The organism is Simplicispira sp. 125, assembly GCF_003096555.1.
Lineage (GTDB): Bacteria > Pseudomonadota > Gammaproteobacteria > Burkholderiales > Burkholderiaceae_C > Simplicispira.
In genome coordinates this window covers 705,881-729,989 of the sequence record NZ_QEKM01000001.1, presented here as the reverse complement: position 1 = coordinate 729,989, position 24,109 = coordinate 705,881, and the positions used below count along the sequence as shown (strand labels likewise).

Sequence of the window (24,109 nt, the reverse complement as noted above, 5' to 3'; positions counted from 1 at the left end):
CGGTACCTTCAGGGGCGCCAAGCCAGCGCGGCGGGGATAGCCCTCAGGGCTTTCCCCCGGAGGCAAGCGAAGCGCGCAGGCCCAAGAGGCCGCAGTACGCTAAGAACCGAAGCCAAAGGACCGTCAGTCGGGCCTAGCCTTCTTCTCGTACTGCGTGGCGAATTGGCGCCACCTCTGGTTATCGATAAGCGACGAGTGGTTCACCGTGAACGCAGCCCCTCCGCGTTGGGATTCGATAGTGGTTCGAACCGACTCGAAAACAGGCTTCGGCATCCACGGATTGAGGCTGATCCGTTCGATGATGTTGAGGTCGATCTCGACCTGCTTCAAGTGATCTTCTGCAGCCTTATTCTTGTAAACGGCACGGTACTCGCCCTCGTCGCCGAAGCCGAAACGCTTCAGGAAAGGTAGCGTTTCGATGGGGTGGTCATCGGCAACGAGCTGATCCAACTTCAGGTAATTGACCTTTTCGACCTTCACGCCGGCAGCTCGCATGGCCTGCTTGAACTCGTCTCGTCGAAAGTGGATGCAGACGCCATTGCTCTTATCAGTGAAGACCTTCCAGTGGTGATAAGTCTCGCCCCGGCTAGTCAAGCACAGGGCCAGCAGTGTCTTCAGCTCCAAGCAGTCCGCGTAGGTCTTCATCATGAGCCGATCATTCCGGTCGTCCCAGGTATCTGGCCTCAGAAGTGTGATGGCCCTGCGACGGAGCATATCGAGCAGTGACGCCAAGTCGGTGTAGCGGCGAAACACCTTGCTTGATTCGGTCATAGGGTAGGCCTAGTGAGGCTTGGTTTTTGTGAGCCAGTCCAAGTAGGCAGTATGCAGCGCCGTCTTGAGTGCGTCGATCTGCTCGGCCACTGGCCGAGTATCGGTTCGACGAACTGCGACCTGCCTGGCTTCATGGAGGATCTGCCAAGCCTCGTAGTCGTGAAACGGGTTCAAGCCCATGACGTTGCCCTCGGTGCCGTCCGCGGCGGGCGGGAGCGCCGTCAGACGCGCGAAAGCCGAGCTGGCTCGGGCTACGTCCCAGTTGTTCATGAACAGTAGCAGCGCGCATAGAGCCAGAAGCCCACGCCCCGCCGATTTAAGGCCGTCGATTCGCCAATGGTTCTTTGGCTTCTCGCCCACCTGATGGTAGAGGTAGATCGCTGCAAACTCCGACAACTGCACCACAGTCTCATATTTCTCTCGAAGAGCGGTTGGGTCAAGGACAGTGGCACTGCCTTTTAGTTCGATCAGCTTGAGCGCGCGCTGAATCGCCTCCGACCTGAAATGCACTCGTATCGGCCGTTCTTCGAACAGTCCGGCGTTTCGGCGGCACCATTCGCTTTTGGCCGCTTGAGTCCAATCGAAACCTGGCATTTGCCCATGCTCAGGCTGGAAAGGCAACTCCCGAGCAAACCTTGCGCCATCCATATCGACGCACCAGTTCAAGAGTTCGGGCGTCACGTCCAAGGGCATCGCATGCGCAATTTTCTCATCAAGGAACCATAGCCGCGTACGGCGGATATCGCCTTGACCGAAATGCCCTGCACGGATGCCCCTGCACACCAAGTCACGGACGACTCGGGTGAAAGTCGACTTATCGCTCGCGAAGTTCACGAGGTAGTCCGCATTGCGTGGTGCCTGTTCGTCGAAATAAAAGTCGCAGAACGGATGGTGAGGGTTGGCACCACCTGCTGTGCCGAATCGAAAGTGCCCCTGACTCACACTGCGGCCCACGCCACGTTGGCGGCCAACTGCCACCAGCATCGCACCGTGTGCACGGCAGCCACTGCATTCGATGTCGCGCGCGGCCTTCTCCCTCAGCTCGACCGGCATCCGCTCAAGCAACGGGTCGCCTTTGATCGAATAGTGGTTCAGCGTCAGCCACTGCTCAAGATCGACCTCGCGTGCAGCCTCTTTTGAATATGCTGTTATTGGCATTCGTACTCCCCAGCTCGAAAAACAAGGCACTGCTTCGGCCATTTGCACGACTATAGGGCAGCGTTCGCGAGACCGGCCGCGCCCGAAGTTGAGCCAGGACCAGTAAGCGGTCGATCAGATTTGCCTCACTTGTGTGCCCGAAGGCAAGGACATGGATACCGTCGCCATGCTCTCCCCCGCTTCCCTTGGCTACTTGTCTCCAACACGCCTCTCTACGCTCCTGTGAGTTTCCGCGATTGCCAATGAAAGCCACCATATCGTCATGCGATGGCAACCCATGCATCGCCGAACAATCACGGAGTTCGACATGGAGAGTAACCCGTTAGGAAAAATCGATCAGCACACCGACCTAGCGATGCGCCCGCAGCCCGCATCCCTCCCCTTGCCCGGCTCAAACGCCTACGACGATCTCCCGCAGTTTCCCAAACATGCCGCTTTGCCATTTCGGCGCACCATTCGCCGCCATGAGTTGCGGCAGATCGTCCCCCTGGCCGAAACGACGATCTACGAAATGGAGCGACGCGGTGAGTTTCCCCGGCGCTTCAATCTGACGCCGCGCTGCGTAGTGTGGGACCTGGCCGAGGTAGAGGCCTGGATCGACGAACGCAAGCAAACCCCGCGCACCGGCGCCACCAGGCCGGATGTCCACCTGCGAAAAACCCGCCCTGTTCGGGCGGGTTCCGCTCAGGGATGAGGCTGGCAACAGCCTCTCATCCAACAAGAGCGTCAAGCTCCTTGGAAGCCGAACGCGATAGCCGCCGCCCTTCCTTGGCCACATTGACCTGCAAGGCCGCGCGCGCCACCTCCAGAACGTCCAAGGCCAGCGAGTAGCTGCCCTTGGCCTGCAGCCAGGTCAACACATCCGCCAAGTGCCAGATCGACGCACTGCCCTCATGCACCGGCGCCGGGAAGCTGCCCGGATGGGCCAGCATCAGCTTGCGCATGTTCTGCCGCGACACGCCCACGATGTCGGCCACATCGGTCAGACCGACCAAATCCGGCGCGACCTCGATCAGCCTGGCCGACGGTACGGCGCGCCGCACGTCGGCCAGCGCGCTGCGCACAGCCGCGTCCGCACTGTCCGCCTCGCGCGTGAACTCCAGGGCGAGCCGGCCCGGCTGCCCGATGCCAACCAAGGCATCGTCGCAGCCGGCCTCGCCCAGGCGCTCGACCAGCGCATCCGGATCGCGGTCATCGTCGGCGAGTTGGTATTTCAGGGTGAAGGTGTATTCCATCGTGCTACTCCTCGGCATCGTCTGCCGCCTCCTGCTGCTTGCGGTGCGTGGTGCAGTTGTCCACGACGCGCCGCAAGGCGCGCGCGTGGTTGCCAGGGTTCTTTGGCGTGCTCCACACGCTGGTGATACAAAACTCGCCACAGCGACACTCCGCGTCGTTGTACGGGCAATAAATCCGCCCCCAGGCATGGCTGCCACCGACTTCCACGCGCCAGCCTTGCCCTTCAGCGTGCCTGAGCGCTCCCTCGACCTCTTTCTTCGGATGAGAGGAACGTGCCATCAACAGTCTCCAGTATGGGAAGAATCAGCAAGGTTGTCAAGTGACAACCTTGGCTCCACATCAAGCCAACGCACTCAACACCGGCACGACCACGTTGTCCGGCATCAGCTTCGGCACGTAGGTCTGCCCGTCGATCCAGGCATCGACCATATTGGCCCACTCCTGCAGCATGTGGCGCCGCTGCTCGGCGTACTCAGCCTTGTTGTAGATCGAGCGCGAGGAGCGCCCCTCCTCGTGCGCAAGGCACTTCTCGATCCAGTCACGGTTGAACCCGATCTCGTTGAGCAGCGTCGAGCCCGTGCGGCGCAGATCGTGGACGGTGAACGGCTCCAGCGGGAGGCCTGAAGCCTTCGCCCGCTGCGCCACGATCTGCGTGACCCGGTTGAGGGTCGCGTGGGACATGCAACGGTCGGAGTCGTAGCGCGACGGCAGCACGAACTTCGATCCGGCCGCACAGGTGTGCAACGCCACCAGGATGTCCAGCGCCTGGCGCGACAGGTAGACCACATGCGGGTTGCGCCCCTTCATCCGCTGCTTCGGAATGGTCCAGGTCGCGTTTTCGAAATCGACCTCGTCCCAGGTAGCCTCGATCAGCTCGCTCTTGCGCACCAGCGTCAACAGGATCATGCGCAACGCCAGCCGGATGGTGGGATAGGTGGCCACCGACTCCATCTGCCGCGACACCAGGCGAATCTCCAGTGGCGACAAGGCACGGTCCTTGGGCACGAAGGTCGCGATCGACGCCGCGCCCACGTCGGCCGCCGGGTTGTCCAGCTTCTCACCATGCAGGATGGCGAAGGCATAGACCTGCTTCACGATGTCGCGGACATGCACCGCGGTAGCCGGGGCGCCCCGCCCCTTCACCTTGCTGCACAAGGCGCGCAAATCATCGGCGCTGATTTCATTGAGCAAGCGGTTCTGGAAGGCCGGCAGGATGTCCCGATCGACGATGCTCTTGCGCATCGCTCGCGTGCTGTCGGCCATCCTGGCGCCGACCAGCCATTGGGCGGTCATGTCGCCGAAGTTCTTGGCGGCGGTCAGGCGACGCTTCTCACGCTGCTTCTCGTACGCCGGGGACTTGCCCTGGGCGACGGCCTTCTTGGCATCCAGCAGCTTTTCGCGGGCCATCGCCAGCGAAATACCGGACAGCCCATATCGGCCAATGGTCAGCGTCTCGCGCCGGCCGTTGAGACGGTAATCGAAGCGGAAGGTGACGGTACCGGTGGGCGATACCGTCACGTACATGCCGTCACGGTCGGAAGCCTTGTAAGCCTTGGACTTAGGCTTGAAGTTGCGCAATGCGGTGTCGGTAAGCATCGAGGTTTTTCCTCCTGTTCATGACGGCTTTTACCGTCAGGGGTCAGGAGACCTGCTGATGCCCGGAAAGCCGCATGAAACAAGCTTTCCAGAGGAATGATTTACCGTCAAAGACCGATTTGGTCTCGATAGTAAACAAGGGGGTCTTAATCCGGCCTCCGGTTCTTACCGTCACCTCTACCGTCAATCCGCTGCGCTGCCCGGCGATAGTCACCGATAGCTGCCGTGACGTATTTCCTTTGAAATCAAAACGTTACGACGAATTTTCGATTGGTGGCGATAGTCTCCGAAGGACCTGATTTCACTCCCACTCGATCGTTGCAGGCGGCTTGGAACTCACGTCGTAGGTCACTCGATTGATACCACGCACTTCGTTGATGATGCGGCCCGATACCTTCTTCAGCAGGGCGTAAGGCAGTTCAGCCCAATCGGCGGTCATAAAGTCACTGGTCTGCACGGCGCGCAGTGCGACGACATAGTCGTAGGTGCGGCCGTCGCCCATCACGCCCACACTTTTCACTGGCAGGAACACCGTGAAGGCCTGGCTCGTCAAGTCGTACCAGGTCTTGCCCGACGCAGCGTCGGTGAAATTGCGTAATTCTTCGATAAAGATGGCGTCTGCACGGCGCAACAGATCGGCGTATTCCTTCTTCACTTCGCCCAGGATGCGTACACCCAGGCCAGGGCCAGGAAAGGGGTGGCGGTAGACCATTTCGGGCGGCAGGCCCAGGGCCACGCCCAGCTCACGCACCTCGTCCTTGAACAGGTCGCGCAGAGGCTCCAAAAGCTTGAGGCCCAGCTGCTCTGGCAGGCCGCCCACGTTGTGGTGGCTTTTGATGGTGACGGCCTTTTTGCTCTTGGCACCGCCGGATTCAATCACGTCGGGGTAGATGGTGCCCTGGGCCAGCCACGTCGCGCCTTTGACGGTGCGACCTCCCGCCTCGCCCTTCGCTCCGTCGCCCTTGAGCTTGGCGGCCTCTGCCTTGAACACATCGACAAACAGACCGCCAATGATCTTACGCTTGGCTTCGGGCTCGCTCACACCGGCGAGCTTGCCCAGGAACAGCTCGCTGGCATCCACGCGGATGACTTTGGCGTGCAGCTTGCCGACGAACATATCCATGACCATGTCACCTTCATTGAGGCGCAGCAGGCCGTGGTCCACGAACACGCAGGTGAGCTGGTCGCCAATGGCACGGTGGATGAGCGCTGCGGCCACGGACGAATCCACACCGCCCGAGAGACCCAGGATGACTTCTTCATCGCCCACCTGCTGACGGATCTTTGCTACGGCCTCGGCGATGTGGTCGCGCATCACCCAGTCGGGTGTGGCGCCACAAATACCTAGCACAAAGCGCTCGAGAAGCGCCTTGCCCTGGACGGTATGCGTAACTTCAGGATGAAACTGCACACCATAGAAGCGCCGATCCTCGTCGGCCATGCCGGCAATGGGGCAGCTGTCGGTACTGGCCATGAGCTTGAAGCCCGGGGGCAATTCGGTAACCTTGTCGCCATGGCTCATCCACACATTGAGCATGCCATGGCCTTCGGACGTGGTGAAGTCGGCAATGTCCTTCAACAGCGCAGTATGGCCGCGCGCACGTACTGCAGCAAAACCGAACTCACGCTGGTGGCCGCCTTCTACCTTGCCACCGAGCTGGTGCGCCATGGTTTGCATGCCGTAGCAGATACCCAGCACAGGAATACCCAGCTCAAATACGGCCTGAGGAGCCTTGTCAGTGGTGTCCTCGTACACGCTGGCGTGGCTACCAGACAGGATCACCCCTTTGAGCGCACCGTCTTTGGCGTAATCACGCACCCATTCATCGGTCACATCGCAGGGATGCACTTCGCAATAAACATGGGCCTCGCGCACACGGCGGGCGATGAGTTGGGTGACCTGGGAGCCGAAATCAAGGATGAGAATTTTCTGGTGTTGCATGGCAGGCGACAGGAAAAAATGACAAAGGCCCGAACACCGTGGACTGGGTTCGGGCCTGCGGGGCTGCTGTATCAGTCAGCGCGGTAGTTGGGTGCTTCCTTCGTGATCTGCACGTCGTGCACATGGCTTTCGCGAATGCCTGCCGTGGTGATCTCAACAAACTCGGCCTTGTTGTTCATGTCTTCAATGGTGGCGCAACCGCAGTAGCCCATGGCAGCGCGCACACCACCAGCCATCTGGTAGACGATGGACACCATGGAGCCCTTGTAGGGCACACGGCCCTCAATGCCTTCGGGCACCAGTTTGTCGGCGTTGGGATTGCCCGTGCTCGACTCCTGGAAGTAGCGGTCCGCACTGCCCTGCTGCATGGCGCCAATGCTGCCCATGCCGCGGTAGCTCTTGTAGCTACGGCCCTGGAACAGAATGACCTCACCCGGAGCCTCTTCGGTTCCGGCAAACATGCCGCCCATCATGATGGTGCTGGCACCAGCGGCCAGGGCCTTGGCAATATCGCCGCTGTAACGCACACCACCATCCGCAATCAGCGGAACGCCTGTGCCCTTGAGGGCAGTGGCCACGCTGTCGATCGCCATGATCTGGGGCACACCCACACCGGCCACGATGCGGGTGGTGCAAATCGACCCGGGACCAATACCCACCTTGACAGCATCGGCACCAGCCTCGACCAGCGCCAGCGCGGCGGCGCCGGTAGCGATGTTGCCGCCGATCACATCGACCTGCGGATAGTTCTGCTTGACCCAGCGCACCCGCTCGATCACGCCCCGGCTGTGGCCGTGCGCCGTATCGACGACGATCACGTCAACGCCTGCCTTGACCAGCGCCTCTACGCGCTCTTCGGTACCCTCGCCCACACCGACTGCAGCGCCCACGCGCAGACGACCGGAGGCGTCGCGTGCGGCATTGGGAAAGCTGGTTTGCTTGGTGATGTCTTTCACCGTGATCAGGCCCTTGAGTTCAAAGGCGTCGTTCACGACCAAGATACGTTCAAGCTTGTGTTTGTTGAGCAGCGCCTTGGCCTGCGCCGGAGACGTGCCATCACGCTCATTCACCGTGATGAGCTTCTCTCGGGGCGTCATGATCTGGTGCACCTTGACGTCGTAGCGTGTTTCGAAACGCAGGTCGCGCCCGGTCACGATGCCGACCACCTTGCCCCCATCGCACACAGGAAAGCCCGAAATACCGAGCTGCTCAGAAAGCTGCAGCACTTGCAGCACTGAGTGCTCGGGCGTGATGACGACCGGATCCTGCACGACACCCGATTCATAGCGTTTGACTTTGGCCACGTGAGCGGCTTGTTCCTGCGCAGTCAGATTTTTGTGCACGATGCCGATGCCACCCTCCTGGGCAATGGCAATCGCTAGACGCGCCTCGGTCACCGTGTCCATGGCGGCGGACACCAGAGGCAGATTCAGCTGGATATTGCGGGAGAGTTTTGTCGCGAGGGACGTGTCCTTTGGCAGGACCTGGGAGTACGCTGGCACCAACAACACATCGTCGAAGGTGAGCGCTTTTCCAAGAAGGCGCATGAGAAGGCTCCAAAAGAAAGATTGTACCCGTGACAAGGGGTTACCCCGAGCTTGGCACTCAGAGATAAACTTGCAACATGAAATTGCACAAATACATTCTGATGGCAGTGGTCTGCGTTTGGTCCGCGGGGGCCATGGCGCAGTGGCAATGGCTGGACAAGGATGGGCGCAAGGTTTTCAGTGACCGCGCTCCTCCACAGGATATTCCAGAAGGCAAGATCCTGAAGCAACCTCGCTTTGTTCCAGCAGCCCGAACGGCACCGACCAACGACGCGGGCGAGACCGACGCGGCGGCTGCGCCTGCGCCAGCAAAACCCGCCAGCGCACCTGCTGCCTCCGGTAAGGACAAGGAGCTAGAGAAGAAGAAGGCCCAGGCTGAAGCCGACGAGGCAGCCAAAAAGAAGGCTCAGGACGAAAAGCAGGCCGCTGTCCGCGCAGAAAACTGCAAGCGGGCGCAGCAAGCCAAGGCTGGCCTGGAATCCGGCACACCCATGAAGCAGACCAACGCCCAGGGCGAACGGGTTTTTCTTGACGAAGCCGGCCGCAATGCCGAGATCAAGCGCATCCAGGGCATCATTGACGCCGACTGCAAACGCTGATCCCTTGTGTGCCAGGCGTCAATAACCCGCCTTGCCGCCCGGCCTTTGCCGGGCAAACAAGCCGGTGGTGCGGGCACCCTGGCGCGCAAAACGCTGCCGCCGGGCCGTTTTGGGGTCAACAGTGAGCGGGCGGTACATCTCCACGCGGTCACCCGCGCGCAGAACGCAGTCCTGCTCCACCACACGGCCCCAGATACCGCACACTGCACCGGGCCAAGGTGCCAAGCCCTCCAGGCAACTGGCGGCCAGTGCATCCGCCACGGTGGCCCCCTCTGGCAAGGTCACCATACATTCCTGCACGTCCCCCGGCGCCGCCGAGGCGACCACCGTGATGTGCAGAACCGCCTGAGAGGCGCTCGGATCACCCATAGACCTGCTCAGCACGTTTGACGAAGGCATCGACCATGCTCCCGGCAATGCGGTCAAAAACCGGCCCTATCAGCGCTGCCAAGGGTGCGCTATCAAAGCCGTAGTTCAGCTGCAACTCGACACGCGAAGCACGCTGGCTACCATCCCCCACACCATGAAAATGCCAATCGCCGTCGAGACGCGAAAATGGCCCCTTGACCAATTGCATCTGAACCCGTCGCCCCGGGTCGTGCAGATTACGGGTCACAAAGGTCTGACGAATGCCACTGAGCGAGATACCCACCTCGGCCAGCATGCCACTGTCGTCCTGCTCCAGCACCCGCGCCCGATCACACCAGGGCAGAAACAGCGGGTACTGGTCCACCCCGGTGACCAGGTTGAACATTTCTTCGGGGCTGTACCAGATCAGAACAGACTTGTTGACGGTTTTCATGCAGGTGCGCTGGGATGCGGACAAAAAACGGGCAAAGGCTGTGCGCAAGGCACGACGCCCTAGAATCGCTGCTGCGCGATGGTTGCAATTGTAGGGAGCGCTTTGATCTCCCGGCTTCCGACGCACCTATTTCCGATGGCCAAGAAACCCGATACCTCCTCCCGCATTGCCGACAATAAAAAAGCGGCCTACAACTATTTCTTTGAAGAACGCCATGAGGCGGGCATGGTGCTGCAAGGCTGGGAAGTGAAAGCACTGCGCGAAGGCAAGGTGCAGTTGACCGACGGCTATGTGGTGATCCGCGAAGGTGAGCTTTACCTGATCGGCTGCCAGATCAACCCACTCAAGACAGCCTCCACCCACGTCAACCCCGAAGCCGCACGCACCAAAAAGTTGCTCCTGCATAAAGAGCAAATCAAGCACCTGATCGTCAAGGTCGAGCAAAAAGGCTACACCCTGGTGCCCCTGAATCTGCACTGGAAAGACGGCCGGGTGAAGTGCGAAATCGCGCTGGCCAAAGGCAAAGCCGAGCACGACAAACGCAACACCATCAAAGACCGTGAAGGCAAGCGTGAAGTCGAGCGCGTCATGAAGAGCAAACACCGCTGACGAAGTGCCTGGCCCATGTCGGCGTTTTGCCTGACAGCGTGCCGGGGCGATAAGTCCTAAACTGATCCTCTTTTCTTTAGGAGCCTGGCATGAAAAACATCCTGATTGCATCCCTGTTCACCACCGCCCTGCTGGCCGGATGCGCGGGTGGCTCTTCATCATCGGCAAAAATGACGCCAGACATGCCTACTCGCAGCAGCGATGGCATGCTGATTGGACCGAACGGGCACACCCTGTACACCTTTGCCAAGGACACCACCAACGCCGGAACTTCAGCCTGCTACGCCCAGTGCGCACAAAACTGGCCACCCCTGGCCGCAGCGCCTGCCGCCAACGCCACTGGCGACTACAGCATCATCACCCGCACCGATGGGACCCGCCAGTGGGCGTTCAAGGGCCAGCCGCTGTACTACTTTGTCAAAGACGCCAAACCCGGCGACAAGGTGGGTGACGGCGTCTTGAACGGTGCGTGGAAGATCATCAAGCCCTGATCAAAACGACCGCGCCCATTGGGCGACAAGCATAAAAAAGCGATGCCCAGCATCGCTTTTTTGTTTCAGCACAGGCCGTTATTGCAAATGCGCCAGCGGATGCGCATGCGTTGGCCACGGGCTGATGAAGAACGGTGCCACCATCTCCGGCGTGACATCCTCGATACGCCCTGGCTGCCACTGCGGCGCATGGTCTTTGTCCACGGCCAGCGCGCGGATACCTTCCAGCGTTTCGCTCTGGCCGGGGCGCAGATAAAAACAATGGCGGACCAAATCGCGTTCCATGCGCAAATCGTCGGCCAGACCCATATTGCGAGCGCGGCGGATTTGCTCCAGCACCACATGCTGCATCAGCGGCGAGCGCTTGCGCAGCGTGGCCGCCGTGGTGCGTGCCCAATCGCTGTCGGCCGCCTCCAGCGCGGCCACAATGGCACCCACGCTGTCCAAAGAAAAATATCGGTCAATTTCAGCTTTAGACATTACTGGCTCTGCGCTACCAGCTATCAATTTTAAAGAAACAAAGTCTTTGACCGCGGCGCCGTCAGCAAACGACTCGCTGCCCAGCAGCTGCCACAACGGCTCCTGCTGATCGAGGTCGATGCGCCGATCGGCAAGGCCACAGGCAATGGCCTGCTCCGCACCAATCGTCTCGCCCGTCAAGGCCAGCCACTCGCCCACATGCCCCGGGCAGCGCGACAGAAAATAGCCACCGCCGACATCTGGAAACAGGCCAATCGCCGTCTCTGGCATCGCCATCTTGGTACGCTCGGTAACGATGCGCAGTGCAGCACCCTGGCTGATCCCCATGCCCCCGCCCATGACGATGCCGTCCATGAAAGCGATATAGGGCTTGCTGTAGTTGTGGATCAGATGGTTGAGCGCGTATTCCTCGGTGAAGAAGTCCTCAATCTCAGGATTACCTGTGCTGCCCGCCCGGTGCAAAAAGCGGATATCGCCACCGGCGCAGAAGGCGCCAAACGCACCCTCCTTGTTGCTACCCCGGATGGCCACGGCCAGCACGCGCGGATCGTGCTGCCAATCCAGCAATACCGTCATCAGGTCACGCACCATGCCCAGCGAAAGGGCATTCAGGGCCTTGGGGCGATTGAGCGTTATGCAGCCCACCTGGCCACGCACCTGCGCAAGCACCTCACCGGTCATCTCCGTCATTTCTGTTCCTTCCATCCCAAAATTTCATTAAAAACCAACGCACCAATCACCAACGCCCCCCCGGTCAACACGGCAGGCCCCGGACGCTCTCCAGCGCCCAGCCAGGCTAGCACAATGCCAAAAATCACCTCGAGCAGGCCCAGCAGTGCCATCTCGGGCGCCTTGAGTACGCGCCCGCAGCGCACCACCAGCAAACAGGGAATAGCCAGTTGCACCAGACCCAGAAAGGCCAGCAGCCAAAGATCATGCGAGGATGCTGCAAAGGGCCAAGCCAGTGGTGCCGTGGCCAGAGTGGACAGCACGGCCCCCACCAGCACGGCCGGCATCAGATCCACCGCGTGTCCTCGGCGCTGGGCATGTTGCACCACCGTCCAGTTGACGGCAGCGGCCAGCGGCACGCACAGAGCAACCAGAGTGCCCACCAGGGGCACATCGCGCACCTGGGTGCCAAACATCCAGGCAATGCCCAGCCCGGCCACCACAATGGCGCCCCAGGTGCGAGGGGCAATGCGGTGACCAATGAAAACACGTGCGACCAGCGCAGTAAGCAAGGGCCCCGAAGCCATGGTGACGAGTACGTTGGACACCGGCATCAGCGTGATCCCCACCATGAAGGCGGTGAACATCACGCTCCAGCACAGGCCCGAGAGCCACAGTGCCCGACCCCCATGGCGCAGCGGTGCAAAGGCGGTGCGCCCCTGCAGTGCAGGCAGCAGGATGAGCAACGAGATCAGCGTGAAAACGCTGCGCCAGAACGTCACTTCGAAACTGCGCGCATGCTCTAACTGGCGCGTCACCACGCCGGCAATCGACCACATAAAGGTGGCCGCCACCATCACCCAGACCGCACGCGCATGCGTGAGGACCGCAGGGGCCGATGCTCGCAGCGGCGCCTGTGCGGTATCAATCACGGTTGGCGCGCTTACGGTCACTTTCTTTCAGGTGCCGCTTGCGCAGGCGAATCGACTTGGGCGTGATTTCGACCAGCTCATCGTCCTCGACGAACTCCACGCCGTATTCAAGAGACAAATCGATGGGCGGCGTGATCTTGATCGCATCTTCCTTGCCGGACACACGGAAGTTGGTCAACTGCTTGGTGCGTGTGGCGTTCACGATCAGGTCGTTGTCGCGGCTGTGAATGCCGATGATCATGCCTTCGTACACGGGGTCATTCGCTTTCACGAACATGCGGCCACGGTCATCAAGCTTGCCCAGGGCGTAGGTGAAGATTTCACCATCGTCCATGGAGATCAGCACACCGTTCTTACGGCCGCCGATGTCGCCCTTGTGGGGCTCGTAGCTGTCGAAGATGTTGGAGATCAGGCCCGAACCACGCGTCAGGTTCATGAATTCGTTGGTGAACCCGATCAGGCCACGGGCCGGGATGCGGTATTCCAGGCGCACGCGGCCGCGGCCGTCCGGCTCCATGTTCACCAGCTCGCCCTTGCGCTCGCCCAAAGCCTGCATCACGCCGCCCTGGTGGGTTTCTTCGATATCGGCCGTCACCAGCTCGATAGGCTCGCACTTCTCGCCGTTGATTTCACGGAACACGACGCGCGGCTTGGACACGGCCAGCTCGTAGCCTTCGCGGCGCATTTCTTCGAGCAAGATGGTCAAGTGCAACTCGCCGCGGCCCATGACTTCAAAAATACCGTCTTCGTCGGTTTCCTTGACGCGCAGCGCCACGTTGGAGCGCAGCTCGCGCTGCAGGCGGTCCCAGATCTGGCGGCTGGTCACGAACTTGCCTTCACGGCCTGCCAGCGGGCTGGTGTTCACGCAGAAGTTCATGGTCAGGGTCGGCTCATCGACCTTGAGCATCGGCAGCGGTGAGGGGTTGAGCGGATCGGTCAGGGTCACGCCAATGCCCAGGTCGGCAATACCGTTGACCAGCACGATTTCGCCCGGGCCGGCTTCCGTCACCTGCACACGGTCCAGCCCCTGGAAGGTCAGCACCTGGTTGATGCGGCCTTTGTAGGATTTACCGTCCAGGCCTTCCATGACCAGCACGTCGGTGTTGGGCTTGATGGTGCCCTGGCTCACGCGGCCCACGCCAATGCGGCCCACGAAGGTCGAGAAGTCAAGCGCGGAAATCTGCACTTGCAGCGGCGCATTCGGATCACCCTTTTGGGTGGGCACATGCTTCAAAACGGTGTTGAACAGGGCCGACATGTCGGGGCCCCATTGCTCGCCGGGCGCACCTTCTTCCAGCGACGACCAGCCGTTGATGCCCGAGGCATAGACCACGGGGAAGTCCAGCTGTTCATCGGTGGCACCGAGCTTGTCGAACAGATCGAAAGCGGCGTTGACCACAAAATCGGGACGCGCGCCGGGCTTGTCCACCTTGTTGACCACCACGATGGGCTTGAGGCCCAGGGCCAGCGCCTTCTTGGTCACGAAGCGCGTTTGTGGCATGGGGCCTTCTTGCGCGTCGATCAGCAGCACCACGCCGTCGACCATGGACAGCGCACGTTCCACCTCGCCGCCGAAGTCGGCGTGGCCGGGCGTGTCCAGGATGTTGATGTGGGTGCCTTCCCAGCTCACGGCGCAGTTCTTGGCCAGGATGGTGATGCCGCGCTCGCGCTCGATGGCGTTGTTGTCCATCACCGTGTCAACGACCTTTTCGTGCTCGGCGAAGGTACCGGACTGGCGCAGCAGCTGGTCGACCATGGTGGTTTTGCCATGGTCCACGTGGGCGATGATGGCGATGTTGCGGATTTGTTTGCTCATAGTTTTTCCAATGTGCCGCTGGCTTTTAAACGCGGCGTGTTTTCAAGGATTTGTTGAATTTCCAGCGGACTCAGGAGCCTGTCGGGCACCAGCTCCCCCCCGGCGATATGACCCACACCCAGCAGGGCGTGGGGCTGTTGGCCGAACACTGCCACAGCGGGCGTGTCGGGCCAGGAACCACGGCGGCGCAGGCCCGAGAGAAAGCGCCCGGCATTCTCGCTGTCGAGTGTGATGCGCTCATGGTGCACCAGCAAGGACTCGGGCAGCTCCAGGCAGGCCAGGCGCTCGTCCTCATCCATGGCTTCGAGTTGCGCCAGCGTGATGCAACGCTCCACACCAATGCCCCCCGTATCGATGCGCCGCAAGAAGACCAAGTGCGCGCCACAACCCAGCGCGGCACCAATGTCTTCACCCAGCGTGCGAATATAGGTACCCTTGCTGCAAGTAACTATTATTTTAATAGCTGCTTGCGCTTTCTCAGTGTGCGTTAGAGCCAGATTTAATGCATGAATTACCACTGGACGCGGTGCACGCTCGACTTCTACGCCTGCGCGTGCGTATTCGTAGAGGGCTTTGCCATCCTTCTTCAGCGCGCTGTACATGGGCGGCACCTGCACGATGTTACCGGTGAACTGCTGCTGCACTGCAGCCAAGCGCTCGGGGGTGATCTGGCTGGGCTCCACAGCTTGCTGCTGCAACACCTCGCCCTCGGCGTCGCCGGTGGTCGTGGTCATGCCCAGCAGGGCGATAGCTTCGTAGGTCTTGGCGGCCTCCAACTGCAACTGGCTGAACTTGGTGGCAGCGCCAAAGCACAGGGGTAGCACGCCACTGGCCAGCGGATCGAGCGTACCGGTGTGGCCCGCTTTTTCAGCGCGCAGCAACCATTTGGCCTTTTGCAAGGCCTGGTTGCTGGTCATGCCCAGCGGTTTATCGATCAACAGCACCCCGTGCACAGGGCGCCGGACGACCCTCGTGCGCGGCGCGTTCATGGCTATTCGTCCGCTTCTTTGGCTCGGGAAGAGATCGCCTTGGCGATCAAGGCGTTCATGTCGGCGGCACGCTCTTGCGTGCGGTCAAACACGAAGTGCAGGGTCGGCACCGTGTGGATGTGCAGCCGCTTGAACAAGCCGCTGCGCAGAAAGCCCGCCGCTTGGCTCAAAGCCTCCTGCGTCTGCTGCGGGTCTCCGGTCAGCAGGCTGTAATAGACCTTGGCGTGAGCGTAATCGGGAGTCACCTCCACGCCCTGCAACGTCACCATGCCCACGCGCGGGTCTTTCAACTCGCGCGCGATCAGCTCCGTCAGATCACGCTGGATCTGATCGGCCACCTTGAAGGCGCGGTTAGGGGTAACAGATTTCTTCGCAGCCATATCAATTCCCCCCCTGAGTCGCTGCGCGCCTTCCCCCTGCAGGGGGACGACGCCCATGGCCTGGCAAAGCCAGTTCCATGGCGCCCGCTGGCATGGCTTGCTCCGCAGCCTTCGGAGAGGCTGTGTGCAATGCCTCGCTGACGAGGCGCTGGCTGAAGGGAATGCGAGAACTTTGCATCAAAGCGTCCGGGCGATTTCCTTGATGTCGAAGAACTCCAGCTGATCACCTTCTTTGATGTCGTTGTAGTTCTTGAGCTTGATACCGCACTCGAAGCCTTCCTTGACTTCCTTGACATCGTCCTTGAGGCGCTTGACCGAATCGACTTCGCCTGTGTAGACCACGACGTTGTCGCGCAGCAAACGGAACTTGGCATTGCGATGGACCATACCGGACGTGATGTACGAACCGGCAATCGTGCCGATTTTTGTCGCCACGAACACCGTACGAATCTCGGCCGTACCGATGATTTCTTCGCGCTGCTCGGGAGCCAGCATGCCGGACATCGCCACCTTCAGGTCATCCACCGCGTCGTAGATGATGCCGTAGTAGTGGAGATCGACATCATTGGCTTCGGCATGCTTGCGCGCACCGGCGTCGGCACGCACGTTGAAGCCGATGACGATGGCCTTCGACGCAATTGCCAGATTGATGTCGGACTCGCTGATACCACCCACACCGGTGTAAACCAGCTGCACCTTGACCTCGTCGGTCGAGAGTTTGAGCAGCGACTGCGACAGCGCTTCCTGCGAACCCTGTACGTCGGCCTTGACGATGATAGGCAGCATCTTCACTTCGCCTGCCGTCATGTCCGAGAACATGTTCTCCAGCTTGGCCGCCTGCATCTTGGCCAGCTTGGTATTGCGGAACTTGCCCGCACGGTAGGTCGCGATTTCACGGGCACGGCGCTCGTCCGTCAGCACCATGAATTCGTCGCCGGCTTGCGGCACTTCGGTCAGACCCTGGATTTCAACCGGAATCGAAGGACCAGCCGTCTTGGCTGGCTTGCCGTTCTCGTCCAGCATGGCGCGCACGCGGCCAAAGGTCTGGCCTGCCAACACCACATCGCCCACCTTCAGCGTGCCGGACTGCACCAGGATCGTGGCCACTGGGCCGCGTCCCTTGTCGAGGCGCGCTTCAATCACAAGACCCTTGGCCAGCGAATCCACCGGCGCCTTGAGTTCGAGCACCTCGGCCTGCAACAGCACCTGCTCCAGCAGGGTGTCGATACCCATGCCGGTCTTGGAAGACACGGGCACGAAGGGTGAATCACCGCCGTATTCTTCAGGCACCACCTCTTCGACCACCAGCTCTTGTTTGACACGGTCGGGGTTGGCATCGGGCTTGTCGGACTTGGTGATGGCCACCACGATAGGTACACCGGCCGCCTTGGCGTGCTTGATGGCTTCCTTGGTCTGGGGCATGACACCGTCGTCGGCCGCAACCACCAGAATCACGATGTCGGTAGCCTGCGCACCGCGGGCACGCATCGCCGTGAAGGCTTCGTGACCGGGGGTATCGAGGAAGGACACCATGCCGCGCGGCGTTTCCACATGGTAGGCGCCAATGTGCTGCGTAATGCCGCCGGCTTCACCCGTCGCCACCTTGGTGCGCCGGATGTAGTCGAGCAGCGAGGTCTTGCCGTGGTCCACGTGGCCCATGACGGTGACCACGGGAGCACGCGGCAGCAACTCGACATCTTTGTGTTCGGTCTCGTCCTGGGTGAAGGCTTCCGGATCGTCCAGTGCCGCCACGACCGCCTTGTGACCCATTTCTTCCACCACAATCATGGCGGTATCCTGGTCCAGCGGCTGGTTCATCGTGACCATCTGGCCCATCTTCATCAGCGCCTTGATCACCTCGGATGCCTTGATCGCCATCTTGTGCGCCAGTTCGGCCACGGTGATGGTCTCGGGCACATGCACCTCGAGGATGCGCATCTCGGTCGGTGCGGCGTGCGTATGCTGGCCGGAGCGGTCACCGCGATCGTTGCCACGTCGGCCACCGCCTCCGCGTGCGCCGCTGCGCCATGCACCGGCGGCTGGACCACGCCCACCCGAGGTATCGCCACGGGTAGGAATACCCTTTTTCTTGGCCGCATCGCCGGCCCAGCTGGAGGACAGCTTGGCCGACTTGACTTCTTTGCCAGCGCCCGCAGCAGGTGCAGCACCGGCGGGACCGCGCGGAGCGGTGCCTGGCGTGCCTGCGGGTTTGTGCAGGGTGCCCTTCTTGGCATCCGCACCCACAGCACGCACTGCGGGCTTGGGTTCTTCGGGCTTTTTGGCCACCAGCACCTTGGCAGGTGTCGACATCATCGAACGGATGGCGGCGGCTTCTTCCAGCGCCTTGCGACGGCGCTCATCCAGATCGCTGGCGCGGGCGTTTTCTTCCTCGGCACGGGCACGAGACTCGGCCTCGGCCTTTTCACGCGCCTCGGTCTGCGCAGCCACGCGTGCAGCGGCTTCGGCGGCTTGCTCGCGGGTGGCCTCCTGCTTCACGGCAGAGGCCTGGGCTTTCTTGTCGGCTTCTTGGGCTGCGTAGGCGGCTGCACGCTCGGCGGCTTCGCGTTCACGCTGCTCACGCGCTTCGCGTTCGCGGCGCTTTTCAACCAATTCAACTTCCTGGCGGCTGATCAACTCTGCCTGGCGGCGCGCCTCTTCTTCACGACGCACCAATTCAGGGTTGGGGGCCTGGGCTGGTGCAGGCGCGGCGGCCTGCTCTTCAGCCACTGCGGCCGATTCGCTGGCGGGCGCTTCAGCGCTCTCGTCTCGCTTGACGAAGGTGCGTTTTTTGCGCACCTCCACCTGGATGGTGCGCGCCTTGCCGGTGGCATCCGCCTGCTTGATCTCGCTGGTGGACTTGGTCACCAGCGTGATCTTCTTGCGGTCTCCCTGGGCCACACCATGGCTGGCCTGCAGGTGCGCCAGAAGCTTTTGCTTATCTGACTCGGTCAGGACATCGGAAGAAGCGGTCTTGACGACCCCTGCTGACTTGAGTTGTTCAAGCAGGACTTCCGGGGTTTTCTTGAGTTCGGTTGCAAACTCGACGACGGTATTACTGGACATATGTGGTTCGTGCCTCCCTGACCTTTACTCTTGCCCCGCGAACCAGTGTTCGCGCGCCTTCATGATCAAGGCCTTGGCTTCTTCTTCAGACTGTCCGGTCAGTTCGGTCAGTTCATCAATGGCCAAATCGGCCAGATCGTCACGTGTATGTACGCCGCCTTCGGCGAGTTTGGCGACCAATTCCGGGGTCACGCCCTCCAGGTCACGCAGATCCTGGGAAACGTTCTCCACGCTGTCTTCGCGGGCGATTTCCATCGTCAGCAGCACATCCTTGGCACGAGCGCGCAGTTCATTGACGGTTTCCTCGTCAAAACTCTCGATCTCCAGCATTTCCTGCAAGGGCACATAGGCCACTTCTTCCAGGCTGTTGAAACCTTCTTCGATGAGAATGTCGGCAATTTCCTGGTCCACATCGAGCTTTTCCATGAACAGACGGCGGGCCGTATCGGTCTCGTCAGCCTGCTTCTGGGCCGACTCGGCGGCGTCCATGATGTTGATTTTCCAACCGGTGAGGTCGGATGCCAGGCGCACGTTCTGGCCGCCGCGGCCGATGGCGATGGCGAGGTTTTCTTCGTCCACCACCACGTCCATGGCGTGTTTTTCTTCGTCCACCACGATGGACTGCACGTTGGCCGGGGCCAGCGCGCCAATCACAAACTGCGCCGGGTCTTCAGACCACAACACAATGTCCACACGCTCGCCAGCCAACTCGTTGGTCACTGCGTTAACACGGGTGCCGCGCACACCGACACAGGTGCCGATGGGGTCTACGCGGCGGTCATGCGACAGAACCGCAATTTTGGCGCGGCTGCCGGGATCGCGGGCGCAGCTCTTGATTTCCAGCAGACCTTGCTCGATTTCGGGGACTTCATGGCGGAACAATTCCACCATGAACTCGGGCGCCGAGCGCGAAAGGATGATGGGTGCGCCGCGCAGCGTCAGATCCACCTCCATGATCATGGCGCGCACACGGTCGCCGCTGCGCAGGTTTTCCTTCGGAATCATTTCGCTGCGGCGCAGACGGCCTTCGACACGGCCGGATTCAACGATCAGGTCGCCCTTGTCCATGCGTTTGACGGTGCCGGTGAAAATCTTTTCGCCGCGCGACATGAAGTCGTTGAGCAGCATCTCGCGTTCGGCATCGCGAATTTTTTGCAGAATGACCTGCTTGGCCGCCATGGCGCCAATGCGCCCGATGGGCACCGATTCAATGCCTTCTTCGATGTACTCACCCACCTCGACATCTGGTACGCGCTCGCGGGCGTCCATGAGCATTTCTTCGGCTTCCGGGTTCTGCAGACCCGCATCATCAGGCACCACCAGCCAGCGACGGAAGGTTTCGTAGTTGCCGCTGTCACGGTCCACCGCAACGCGGATATCGACTTCGCCTGAGTACAGTTTTTTCGTCGCCTGGGCCAGGGCGGCCTCAACGGCACCCAGAACCACATCGCGCTCGACACTCTTCTCGCGCGAAATGGCTTCAACCAACATCAACAATTCGCGATTCATGCAACGACTCTCCTGTTTCTATCACCCCGGAATCTCCGCTCTGCGGCAGTCCCGGCAACCATCCATCCAGCGACGCAACCCGGAATTCACCCAGGTTTCGCCCCCCGACCCTTGAAATCGACAATGGGCGCCAGCCGCGCATCGCGCAACTCGTCCAGCGTAAAACCCAGTACCTGCAACGGGGCTGGCGCGCGCTTTGCGCTGACCTTCTGGCCCGGCTTGATCGGCGGCTCATCACTCCAGATGATTTGCCAGCCACCCGCCTCGGCACGCGAAAGCGTGCCGCGAAATTTCTTGCGCAGGGGACTGACCTGCCCTGCTGCTGCCGCCCCCATGGGCGCCTTGAGCGCAATGTCGATCACCGATCCTGCAAAGCGCTGAAAATCCTGCTCATGGCGCAAAGGCCGATCAATACCGGGCGAGGACACCTCCAGCCGCGCGTACTCCACCGCATCCACCTCCAGTGCAAACTGCAGCTGGCGCGTGACCTTTTCGCAGTCTTCCACGGTGATGAACTGTTCTGGCAAAGGCTCCTCACCCTCCGCAGGCGCCGCCCATGGCAGATCAATAGTGATGCGCAGCAAGCCACCCGGGCAACGCTCGATCTCGACCAGGTCATAGCCCAGGCCAGCGACAATTTGCTCGACGATTTGCTGCAGTGCCACGTTGTTTGATTCAGTCCCGGAAAAACAAAAAACCCGATAACCCCCTGAGGCCTCGAGCTCCAAAAGCAAACGGCCAAAAAAAACGGGCGGTTGGTACCCGCCCGTTTGGTCGTGAGGGGCGTATTGTAGCCTGTAACGCCTTGATTTGCAAAGCGGCACTCACTCTTTTGATCGTCCTGCACGCCACCCGCTGCGGGCGCTTTAATTTATGACAAAAACCGGGCTGCGCGCTTTACCATCAATCGCCTGCAGCTATCAAAATAATAGTTCACAGTGCGCACTGTCAGCCATGGGCTGCAAGCACGCGCTCAAACACCGCCTGGGCTTGGGCGTCTGCTTGCAAGCTCCCAGAACCGGCCTGCAGGCTCTCCAGCAGCCTCGCCAGCACGGCCGCCTGGGGTAGCAAGGGCCCGAGAAAGCGCGCGGTCTGGCCGTCGGCAATCAGCAAGGTGGGGAAGGTTTCCACATCCAGATCACCGGCCACATCGGCCTCATCCTCAATATCGATCCAGACAAAGCGTGCAGAGGGATGCTCATGGGCCAGGCGATCGAACAAGGCGCGGTAGTCGCGGCAAGTGCCACACCATTGCGCGCACAGGCACACCACCCACCATGGGCTGGCCGAAGCCAAAGGGGCGGGGGCGGGCGTCGCAGCCGGGCTTTCCATCAACACTACTCCTTCGGGTTGGACTGGCACCGATGGTACCCACACCCGGATCGCCCGCGAGAATCACGCGCGCAGCTGCCCCACCTGAGCCAGGCAGTTCTCGCTTTGTCCGAGACGCCCGTGGGCGTTTGGGCTTTGCGTGAAGTGGTACACCGGGTACGCTTGGAAGCTAGGCCACCCACATTTCAGAGACATAACAGCCATCAGCGCACACAACACATGCACCAAGGAGAACTTCCATGAACAAGGTTTACGCCTGCATTGACGGCCTGGACACCACCACTGCGGTGGTCGACTGGGCCGCCTGGTCGGCCTTGCGGCTGCAAGTACCGCTGGAATTGCTGCACGTACTGGAGCGCCCGCCCCAGATGCCCCATGTGGGTGACTACAGCGGCGCCATTGGCCTGGGGGCGCAAGAGGTGCTGTTGCAGCAACTGAGCGCCCTGGACGAACAACGCGGCAAAGTAGCCCAGGAGGCAGGCGAACAGATGCTGGCCAAAGCCCGCGAGCATGCCGCTGCAGCCGGGGTCCAGCAACTGGACGCGCGCTTGCGCCATGGCGAGCTGGTCGACACGGTGCTGGAGTTCGAACCCGACGCCCGGCTGTTCGTGCTGGGTGCGCATTACCGAGCCAGCTCGCGTGCCCGCATCCACCTCGACCACCATGTCGAGCGCGTGATACGGGCCGTGCGGCGACCGGTGCTGGTGGCAACCACCGGGCAATTCAGTGCACCCGAACGGTTTGTGGTGGCCTATGACGGCAGCACCACAGCCAACACAACGGTAGAAATGGTGGCGCGCAGCCCGCTGCTCAAGGGCCTACCTGCGCTCGTCGCCATGGTAGGCGCAGACACTGCGCAGGCGCAGGAGCAACTTGCTGCTGCAGCCGAACAACTGCGCGCAGCCGGGTTCGCAGTGCAAACGCAATTGCTGCCCGGCGAACCCGAGCAAGCACTGCCCGATCTGCTCGCCAGCCAGGGCGCAGCCCTGCTGGTCATGGGCGCTTATGGCCATTCGCGCATTCGCCACTTGATTGTGGGTAGCACCACAACCACGCTGCTGCGGTTGTCGCAAGTGCCTGTATTGATTTTGCGATAACTCTGTTTTTGATAGCTGCTTGCGCTTATCCAGTAAGTGCTAGAGCTATTTTTGCTTACAATTTTTCCTAGACAGGCACCGCAACTCTGCGCCCCGCCCGGTTGACCAGTGCCACCAGCGAGAGCATCACCGGCACTTCCACCAGCACCCCAACCACCGTGGCCAGCGCCGCGCCCGAGTGCAAACCAAACAGCGAAATCGCCACGGCCACGGCCAGCTCGAAGAAGTTCGAGGTGCCGATCAAACACGCCGGCCCAGCCACCTCGTGCGGCAGACGGAGCCAGCGCGCGCCCCACCACGTAATCGCAAAAATGCCGTAACTCTGCACGATGAGCGGCACGGCAATCAGCGCAATCACCAGCGGCTGCGCGACGATGGTGCCCGCCTGAAAACCAAACAGCAGCACCACAGTGGCAATCAGCCCGGCGATCGACCAGGGCTTGAGGCGCGCGACGAAGTCGCCCACGGCATGCGCCGAGCGCCGTTGCAGGAGCGCCCGCGTGGCCATGCCCGCCGCCAGCGGCAGCACCACGTAGAGCACGGTGGAGAGCACCAATGTCTGCCAGGGCACCGTCACATCCGTCACGCCGAGCAGAAAAGCAGCAATGGGCGCAAAGGCGACCACCATGATGAGGTCGTTGACGGACACCTGCACCAGCGTGTAGTTGGCGTCGCCCTTCACGAGTTGGCTCCAGACGAACACCATGGCCGTGCACGGCGCCACGCCCAGCAAAATCATGCCGGCGATGTATTCGCTGGCCGATTGCGGGTCCACCCAGGGCGCAAACACGTAGCGGAAGAACAGCACGCCCAGCGCCGCCATGGTGAAGGGCTTGATGAGCCAGTTGACCACCAGCGTCAGCAACAGGCCGCGCGGCTTCTGGCCCACGTCCTTCACGGCGCTCCAGTCGATCTGGATCATCATGGGGTAAATCATCACCCAGATGAAGACGGCCACCACCAGGTTCACGTGGGCGAGTTCCAGGGCGGCAATGGCCTGGAAGGCGCCCGGAGCCAGCAGCCCCAGGCCCACGCCGGCCAATATTCCCAAGCCGACCCACACCGTCAGGTAGCGTTCAAAAAGACCCATT

General features: G+C 61.2%; 24 protein-coding genes. 5 read left to right on the top strand and 19 right to left on the bottom strand.

What is annotated here, in order from left to right; genetic code table 11:
* Window positions 1-123: 123 nt before the first annotated feature.
* Window positions 124-771, bottom strand: coding sequence for a DUF2971 domain-containing protein (locus tag C8D04_RS03375; RefSeq protein ID WP_116003597.1), 648 nt, complete (start codon window positions 769-771; stop codon window positions 124-126).
* Between the two features lie 9 nt (window positions 772-780).
* Complete coding sequence (locus C8D04_RS03370; protein WP_233521096.1) at window positions 781-1,971, bottom strand: hypothetical protein; 1,191 nt, start codon at window positions 1,969-1,971, stop codon at window positions 781-783.
* A 313-nt stretch (window positions 1,972-2,284) separates the two neighbouring features.
* Here C8D04_RS03370 and C8D04_RS03365 point away from each other — a divergent pair, with 313 nt between their 5' ends.
* Entirely contained in the window at window positions 2,285-2,623 is a 339-nt protein-coding gene (locus C8D04_RS03365; RefSeq protein ID WP_233521229.1) for an AlpA family phage regulatory protein, read from the top strand.
* A 16-nt stretch (window positions 2,624-2,639) separates the two neighbouring features.
* Here C8D04_RS03365 and C8D04_RS03360 read toward each other — a convergent pair whose 3' ends face one another.
* The 5 genes from C8D04_RS03360 to guaB all read right to left on the bottom strand — a co-directional run bounded on the left by C8D04_RS03360 (window position 2,640) and on the right by guaB (window position 8,250).
* Window positions 2,640-3,164, bottom strand: a complete 525-nt coding sequence (locus tag C8D04_RS03360; protein ID WP_116003595.1) for a DNA-binding protein — start codon at window positions 3,162-3,164, stop codon at window positions 2,640-2,642.
* A gap of 4 nt (window positions 3,165-3,168) precedes the next feature.
* The gene (locus C8D04_RS03355) at window positions 3,169-3,444 is read right to left on the bottom strand and encodes a hypothetical protein (RefSeq protein ID WP_116003594.1); all 276 of its coding nucleotides are present in this window, start codon (window positions 3,442-3,444) and stop codon (window positions 3,169-3,171) included.
* Between the two features lie 60 nt (window positions 3,445-3,504).
* Window positions 3,505-4,761, bottom strand: a complete 1,257-nt coding sequence (locus C8D04_RS03350; RefSeq protein WP_116003593.1) for a site-specific integrase — start codon at window positions 4,759-4,761, stop codon at window positions 3,505-3,507.
* A gap of 301 nt (window positions 4,762-5,062) precedes the next feature.
* Window positions 5,063-6,703, bottom strand: coding sequence for a glutamine-hydrolyzing GMP synthase (gene guaA, locus C8D04_RS03345; RefSeq protein ID WP_116003592.1), 1,641 nt, complete (start codon window positions 6,701-6,703; stop codon window positions 5,063-5,065).
* 71 nt (window positions 6,704-6,774) lie between these two features.
* Window positions 6,775-8,250 (bottom strand): IMP dehydrogenase, encoded by a 1,476-nt coding sequence (guaB, locus tag C8D04_RS03340; protein ID WP_116003591.1) that lies wholly within the window; start codon window positions 8,248-8,250, stop codon window positions 6,775-6,777.
* A 77-nt stretch (window positions 8,251-8,327) separates the two neighbouring features.
* On the opposite strand from guaB, the gene C8D04_RS03335 reads away from it, so the two are divergent.
* Complete coding sequence (locus C8D04_RS03335; protein WP_116003590.1) at window positions 8,328-8,849, top strand: DUF4124 domain-containing protein; 522 nt, start codon at window positions 8,328-8,330, stop codon at window positions 8,847-8,849.
* Window positions 8,850-8,867: 18 nt separating this feature from the next.
* Here C8D04_RS03335 and C8D04_RS03330 read toward each other — a convergent pair whose 3' ends face one another.
* Together C8D04_RS03330 and C8D04_RS03325 are read right to left on the bottom strand one after the other, a co-directional pair.
* Window positions 8,868-9,218, bottom strand: coding sequence for an RnfH family protein (locus C8D04_RS03330; RefSeq protein ID WP_116003589.1), 351 nt, complete (start codon window positions 9,216-9,218; stop codon window positions 8,868-8,870).
* Window positions 9,211-9,651 (bottom strand): type II toxin-antitoxin system RatA family toxin, encoded by a 441-nt coding sequence (locus C8D04_RS03325; protein ID WP_116005988.1) that lies wholly within the window; start codon window positions 9,649-9,651, stop codon window positions 9,211-9,213. The genes C8D04_RS03330 and C8D04_RS03325 overlap by 8 nt, the downstream gene beginning before the upstream one ends.
* A gap of 135 nt (window positions 9,652-9,786) precedes the next feature.
* On the opposite strand from C8D04_RS03325, the gene smpB reads away from it, so the two are divergent.
* A complete protein-coding gene (smpB, locus tag C8D04_RS03320; RefSeq protein WP_116003588.1) occupies window positions 9,787-10,260 on the top strand; it encodes an SsrA-binding protein SmpB in 474 nt (157 codons plus the stop codon).
* Window positions 10,261-10,349: 89 nt separating this feature from the next.
* Window positions 10,350-10,751 (top strand): ATP-binding protein, encoded by a 402-nt coding sequence (locus tag C8D04_RS03315; RefSeq protein WP_116003587.1) that lies wholly within the window; start codon window positions 10,350-10,352, stop codon window positions 10,749-10,751.
* 78 nt (window positions 10,752-10,829) lie between these two features.
* Here the strand turns inward: C8D04_RS03315 and C8D04_RS03310 are convergent, their stop codons facing one another.
* The 9 genes from C8D04_RS03310 to C8D04_RS03265 all read right to left on the bottom strand — a co-directional run bounded on the left by C8D04_RS03310 (window position 10,830) and on the right by C8D04_RS03265 (window position 21,921).
* Window positions 10,830-11,921, bottom strand: a complete 1,092-nt coding sequence (locus tag C8D04_RS03310; RefSeq protein ID WP_116003586.1) for an enoyl-CoA hydratase/isomerase family protein — start codon at window positions 11,919-11,921, stop codon at window positions 10,830-10,832.
* Window positions 11,918-12,757: a DMT family transporter gene (locus tag C8D04_RS03305; protein ID WP_116005987.1), complete on the bottom strand. Its 840-nt coding sequence runs from the start codon at window positions 12,755-12,757 to the stop codon at window positions 11,918-11,920. The genes C8D04_RS03310 and C8D04_RS03305 overlap by 4 nt, the downstream gene beginning before the upstream one ends.
* A 67-nt stretch (window positions 12,758-12,824) precedes the next feature.
* Complete coding sequence (gene typA / locus C8D04_RS03300; RefSeq protein ID WP_116003585.1) at window positions 12,825-14,648, bottom strand: translational GTPase TypA; 1,824 nt, start codon at window positions 14,646-14,648, stop codon at window positions 12,825-12,827.
* Window positions 14,645-15,637 carry a tRNA pseudouridine(55) synthase TruB gene (gene truB, locus C8D04_RS03295; protein ID WP_116003584.1) on the bottom strand — a complete coding sequence of 331 codons (993 nt, stop codon included), beginning with the start codon at window positions 15,635-15,637 and terminating at the stop codon, window positions 14,645-14,647. Before truB ends, typA begins: the two co-directional genes overlap by 4 nt.
* A 2-nt stretch (window positions 15,638-15,639) precedes the next feature.
* A complete protein-coding gene (rbfA, locus tag C8D04_RS03290) occupies window positions 15,640-16,017 on the bottom strand; it encodes a 30S ribosome-binding factor RbfA (RefSeq protein ID WP_116003583.1) in 378 nt (125 codons plus the stop codon).
* Between the two features lie 177 nt (window positions 16,018-16,194).
* Window positions 16,195-19,080, bottom strand: coding sequence for a translation initiation factor IF-2 (gene infB, locus C8D04_RS03280; RefSeq protein WP_116003582.1), 2,886 nt, complete (start codon window positions 19,078-19,080; stop codon window positions 16,195-16,197).
* Window positions 19,081-19,104: 24 nt separating this feature from the next.
* Complete coding sequence (gene nusA / locus C8D04_RS03275) at window positions 19,105-20,589, bottom strand: transcription termination factor NusA (protein WP_116003581.1); 1,485 nt, start codon at window positions 20,587-20,589, stop codon at window positions 19,105-19,107.
* Between the two features lie 86 nt (window positions 20,590-20,675).
* Entirely contained in the window at window positions 20,676-21,254 is a 579-nt protein-coding gene (gene rimP / locus C8D04_RS03270; RefSeq protein WP_116003580.1) for a ribosome maturation factor RimP, read from the bottom strand.
* 283 nt (window positions 21,255-21,537) lie between these two features.
* Complete coding sequence (locus C8D04_RS03265; RefSeq protein ID WP_116003579.1) at window positions 21,538-21,921, bottom strand: thioredoxin family protein; 384 nt, start codon at window positions 21,919-21,921, stop codon at window positions 21,538-21,540.
* A gap of 239 nt (window positions 21,922-22,160) precedes the next feature.
* On the opposite strand from C8D04_RS03265, the gene C8D04_RS03260 reads away from it, so the two are divergent.
* Window positions 22,161-23,018, top strand: a complete 858-nt coding sequence (locus C8D04_RS03260) for a universal stress protein (RefSeq protein ID WP_116003578.1) — start codon at window positions 22,161-22,163, stop codon at window positions 23,016-23,018.
* A gap of 67 nt (window positions 23,019-23,085) precedes the next feature.
* Here C8D04_RS03260 and arsB read toward each other — a convergent pair whose 3' ends face one another.
* On the bottom strand, window positions 23,086-24,108 hold the full coding sequence (gene arsB / locus C8D04_RS03255) for an ACR3 family arsenite efflux transporter (protein WP_116003577.1): 1,023 nt from the start codon (window positions 24,106-24,108) through the stop codon (window positions 23,086-23,088).
* Window position 24,109: the final 1 nt, after the last annotated feature.

Coding starts and splice junctions, on each gene's coding strand:
- rbfA (WP_116003583.1), bottom strand. CDS start 16,017: ATGGCTGCGAAGAAATCTGTTACCCCTAACCGCGCCTTCAAGGTGGCC.
- arsB (WP_116003577.1), bottom strand. CDS start 24,108: ATGGGTCTTTTTGAACGCTACCTGACGGTGTGGGTCGGCTTGGGAATA.
- truB (WP_116003584.1), bottom strand. CDS start 15,637: ATGAACGCGCCGCGCACGAGGGTCGTCCGGCGCCCTGTGCACGGGGTG.
- C8D04_RS03350 (WP_116003593.1), bottom strand. CDS start 4,761: ATGCTTACCGACACCGCATTGCGCAACTTCAAGCCTAAGTCCAAGGCT.
- C8D04_RS03265 (WP_116003579.1), bottom strand. CDS start 21,921: ATGGAAAGCCCGGCTGCGACGCCCGCCCCCGCCCCTTTGGCTTCGGCC.
- C8D04_RS03305 (WP_116005987.1), bottom strand. CDS start 12,757: ATGGTGGCGGCCACCTTTATGTGGTCGATTGCCGGCGTGGTGACGCGC.
- smpB (WP_116003588.1), top strand. CDS start 9,787: ATGGCCAAGAAACCCGATACCTCCTCCCGCATTGCCGACAATAAAAAA.
- C8D04_RS03260 (WP_116003578.1), top strand. CDS start 22,161: ATGAACAAGGTTTACGCCTGCATTGACGGCCTGGACACCACCACTGCG.
- C8D04_RS03360 (WP_116003595.1), bottom strand. CDS start 3,164: ATGGAATACACCTTCACCCTGAAATACCAACTCGCCGACGATGACCGC.
- C8D04_RS03335 (WP_116003590.1), top strand. CDS start 8,328: ATGAAATTGCACAAATACATTCTGATGGCAGTGGTCTGCGTTTGGTCC.
- C8D04_RS03370 (WP_233521096.1), bottom strand. CDS start 1,971: ATGGCCGAAGCAGTGCCTTGTTTTTCGAGCTGGGGAGTACGAATGCCA.
- C8D04_RS03315 (WP_116003587.1), top strand. CDS start 10,350: ATGAAAAACATCCTGATTGCATCCCTGTTCACCACCGCCCTGCTGGCC.
- C8D04_RS03355 (WP_116003594.1), bottom strand. CDS start 3,444: ATGGCACGTTCCTCTCATCCGAAGAAAGAGGTCGAGGGAGCGCTCAGG.
- typA (WP_116003585.1), bottom strand. CDS start 14,648: ATGAGCAAACAAATCCGCAACATCGCCATCATCGCCCACGTGGACCAT.
- infB (WP_116003582.1), bottom strand. CDS start 19,080: ATGTCCAGTAATACCGTCGTCGAGTTTGCAACCGAACTCAAGAAAACC.
- guaB (WP_116003591.1), bottom strand. CDS start 8,250: ATGCGCCTTCTTGGAAAAGCGCTCACCTTCGACGATGTGTTGTTGGTG.
- guaA (WP_116003592.1), bottom strand. CDS start 6,703: ATGCAACACCAGAAAATTCTCATCCTTGATTTCGGCTCCCAGGTCACC.
- nusA (WP_116003581.1), bottom strand. CDS start 20,589: ATGAATCGCGAATTGTTGATGTTGGTTGAAGCCATTTCGCGCGAGAAG.
- C8D04_RS03365 (WP_233521229.1), top strand. CDS start 2,285: ATGCGCCCGCAGCCCGCATCCCTCCCCTTGCCCGGCTCAAACGCCTAC.
- C8D04_RS03325 (WP_116005988.1), bottom strand. CDS start 9,651: ATGAAAACCGTCAACAAGTCTGTTCTGATCTGGTACAGCCCCGAAGAA.
- C8D04_RS03330 (WP_116003589.1), bottom strand. CDS start 9,218: ATGGGTGATCCGAGCGCCTCTCAGGCGGTTCTGCACATCACGGTGGTC.
- C8D04_RS03375 (WP_116003597.1), bottom strand. CDS start 771: ATGACCGAATCAAGCAAGGTGTTTCGCCGCTACACCGACTTGGCGTCA.
- C8D04_RS03310 (WP_116003586.1), bottom strand. CDS start 11,921: ATGACGGAGATGACCGGTGAGGTGCTTGCGCAGGTGCGTGGCCAGGTG.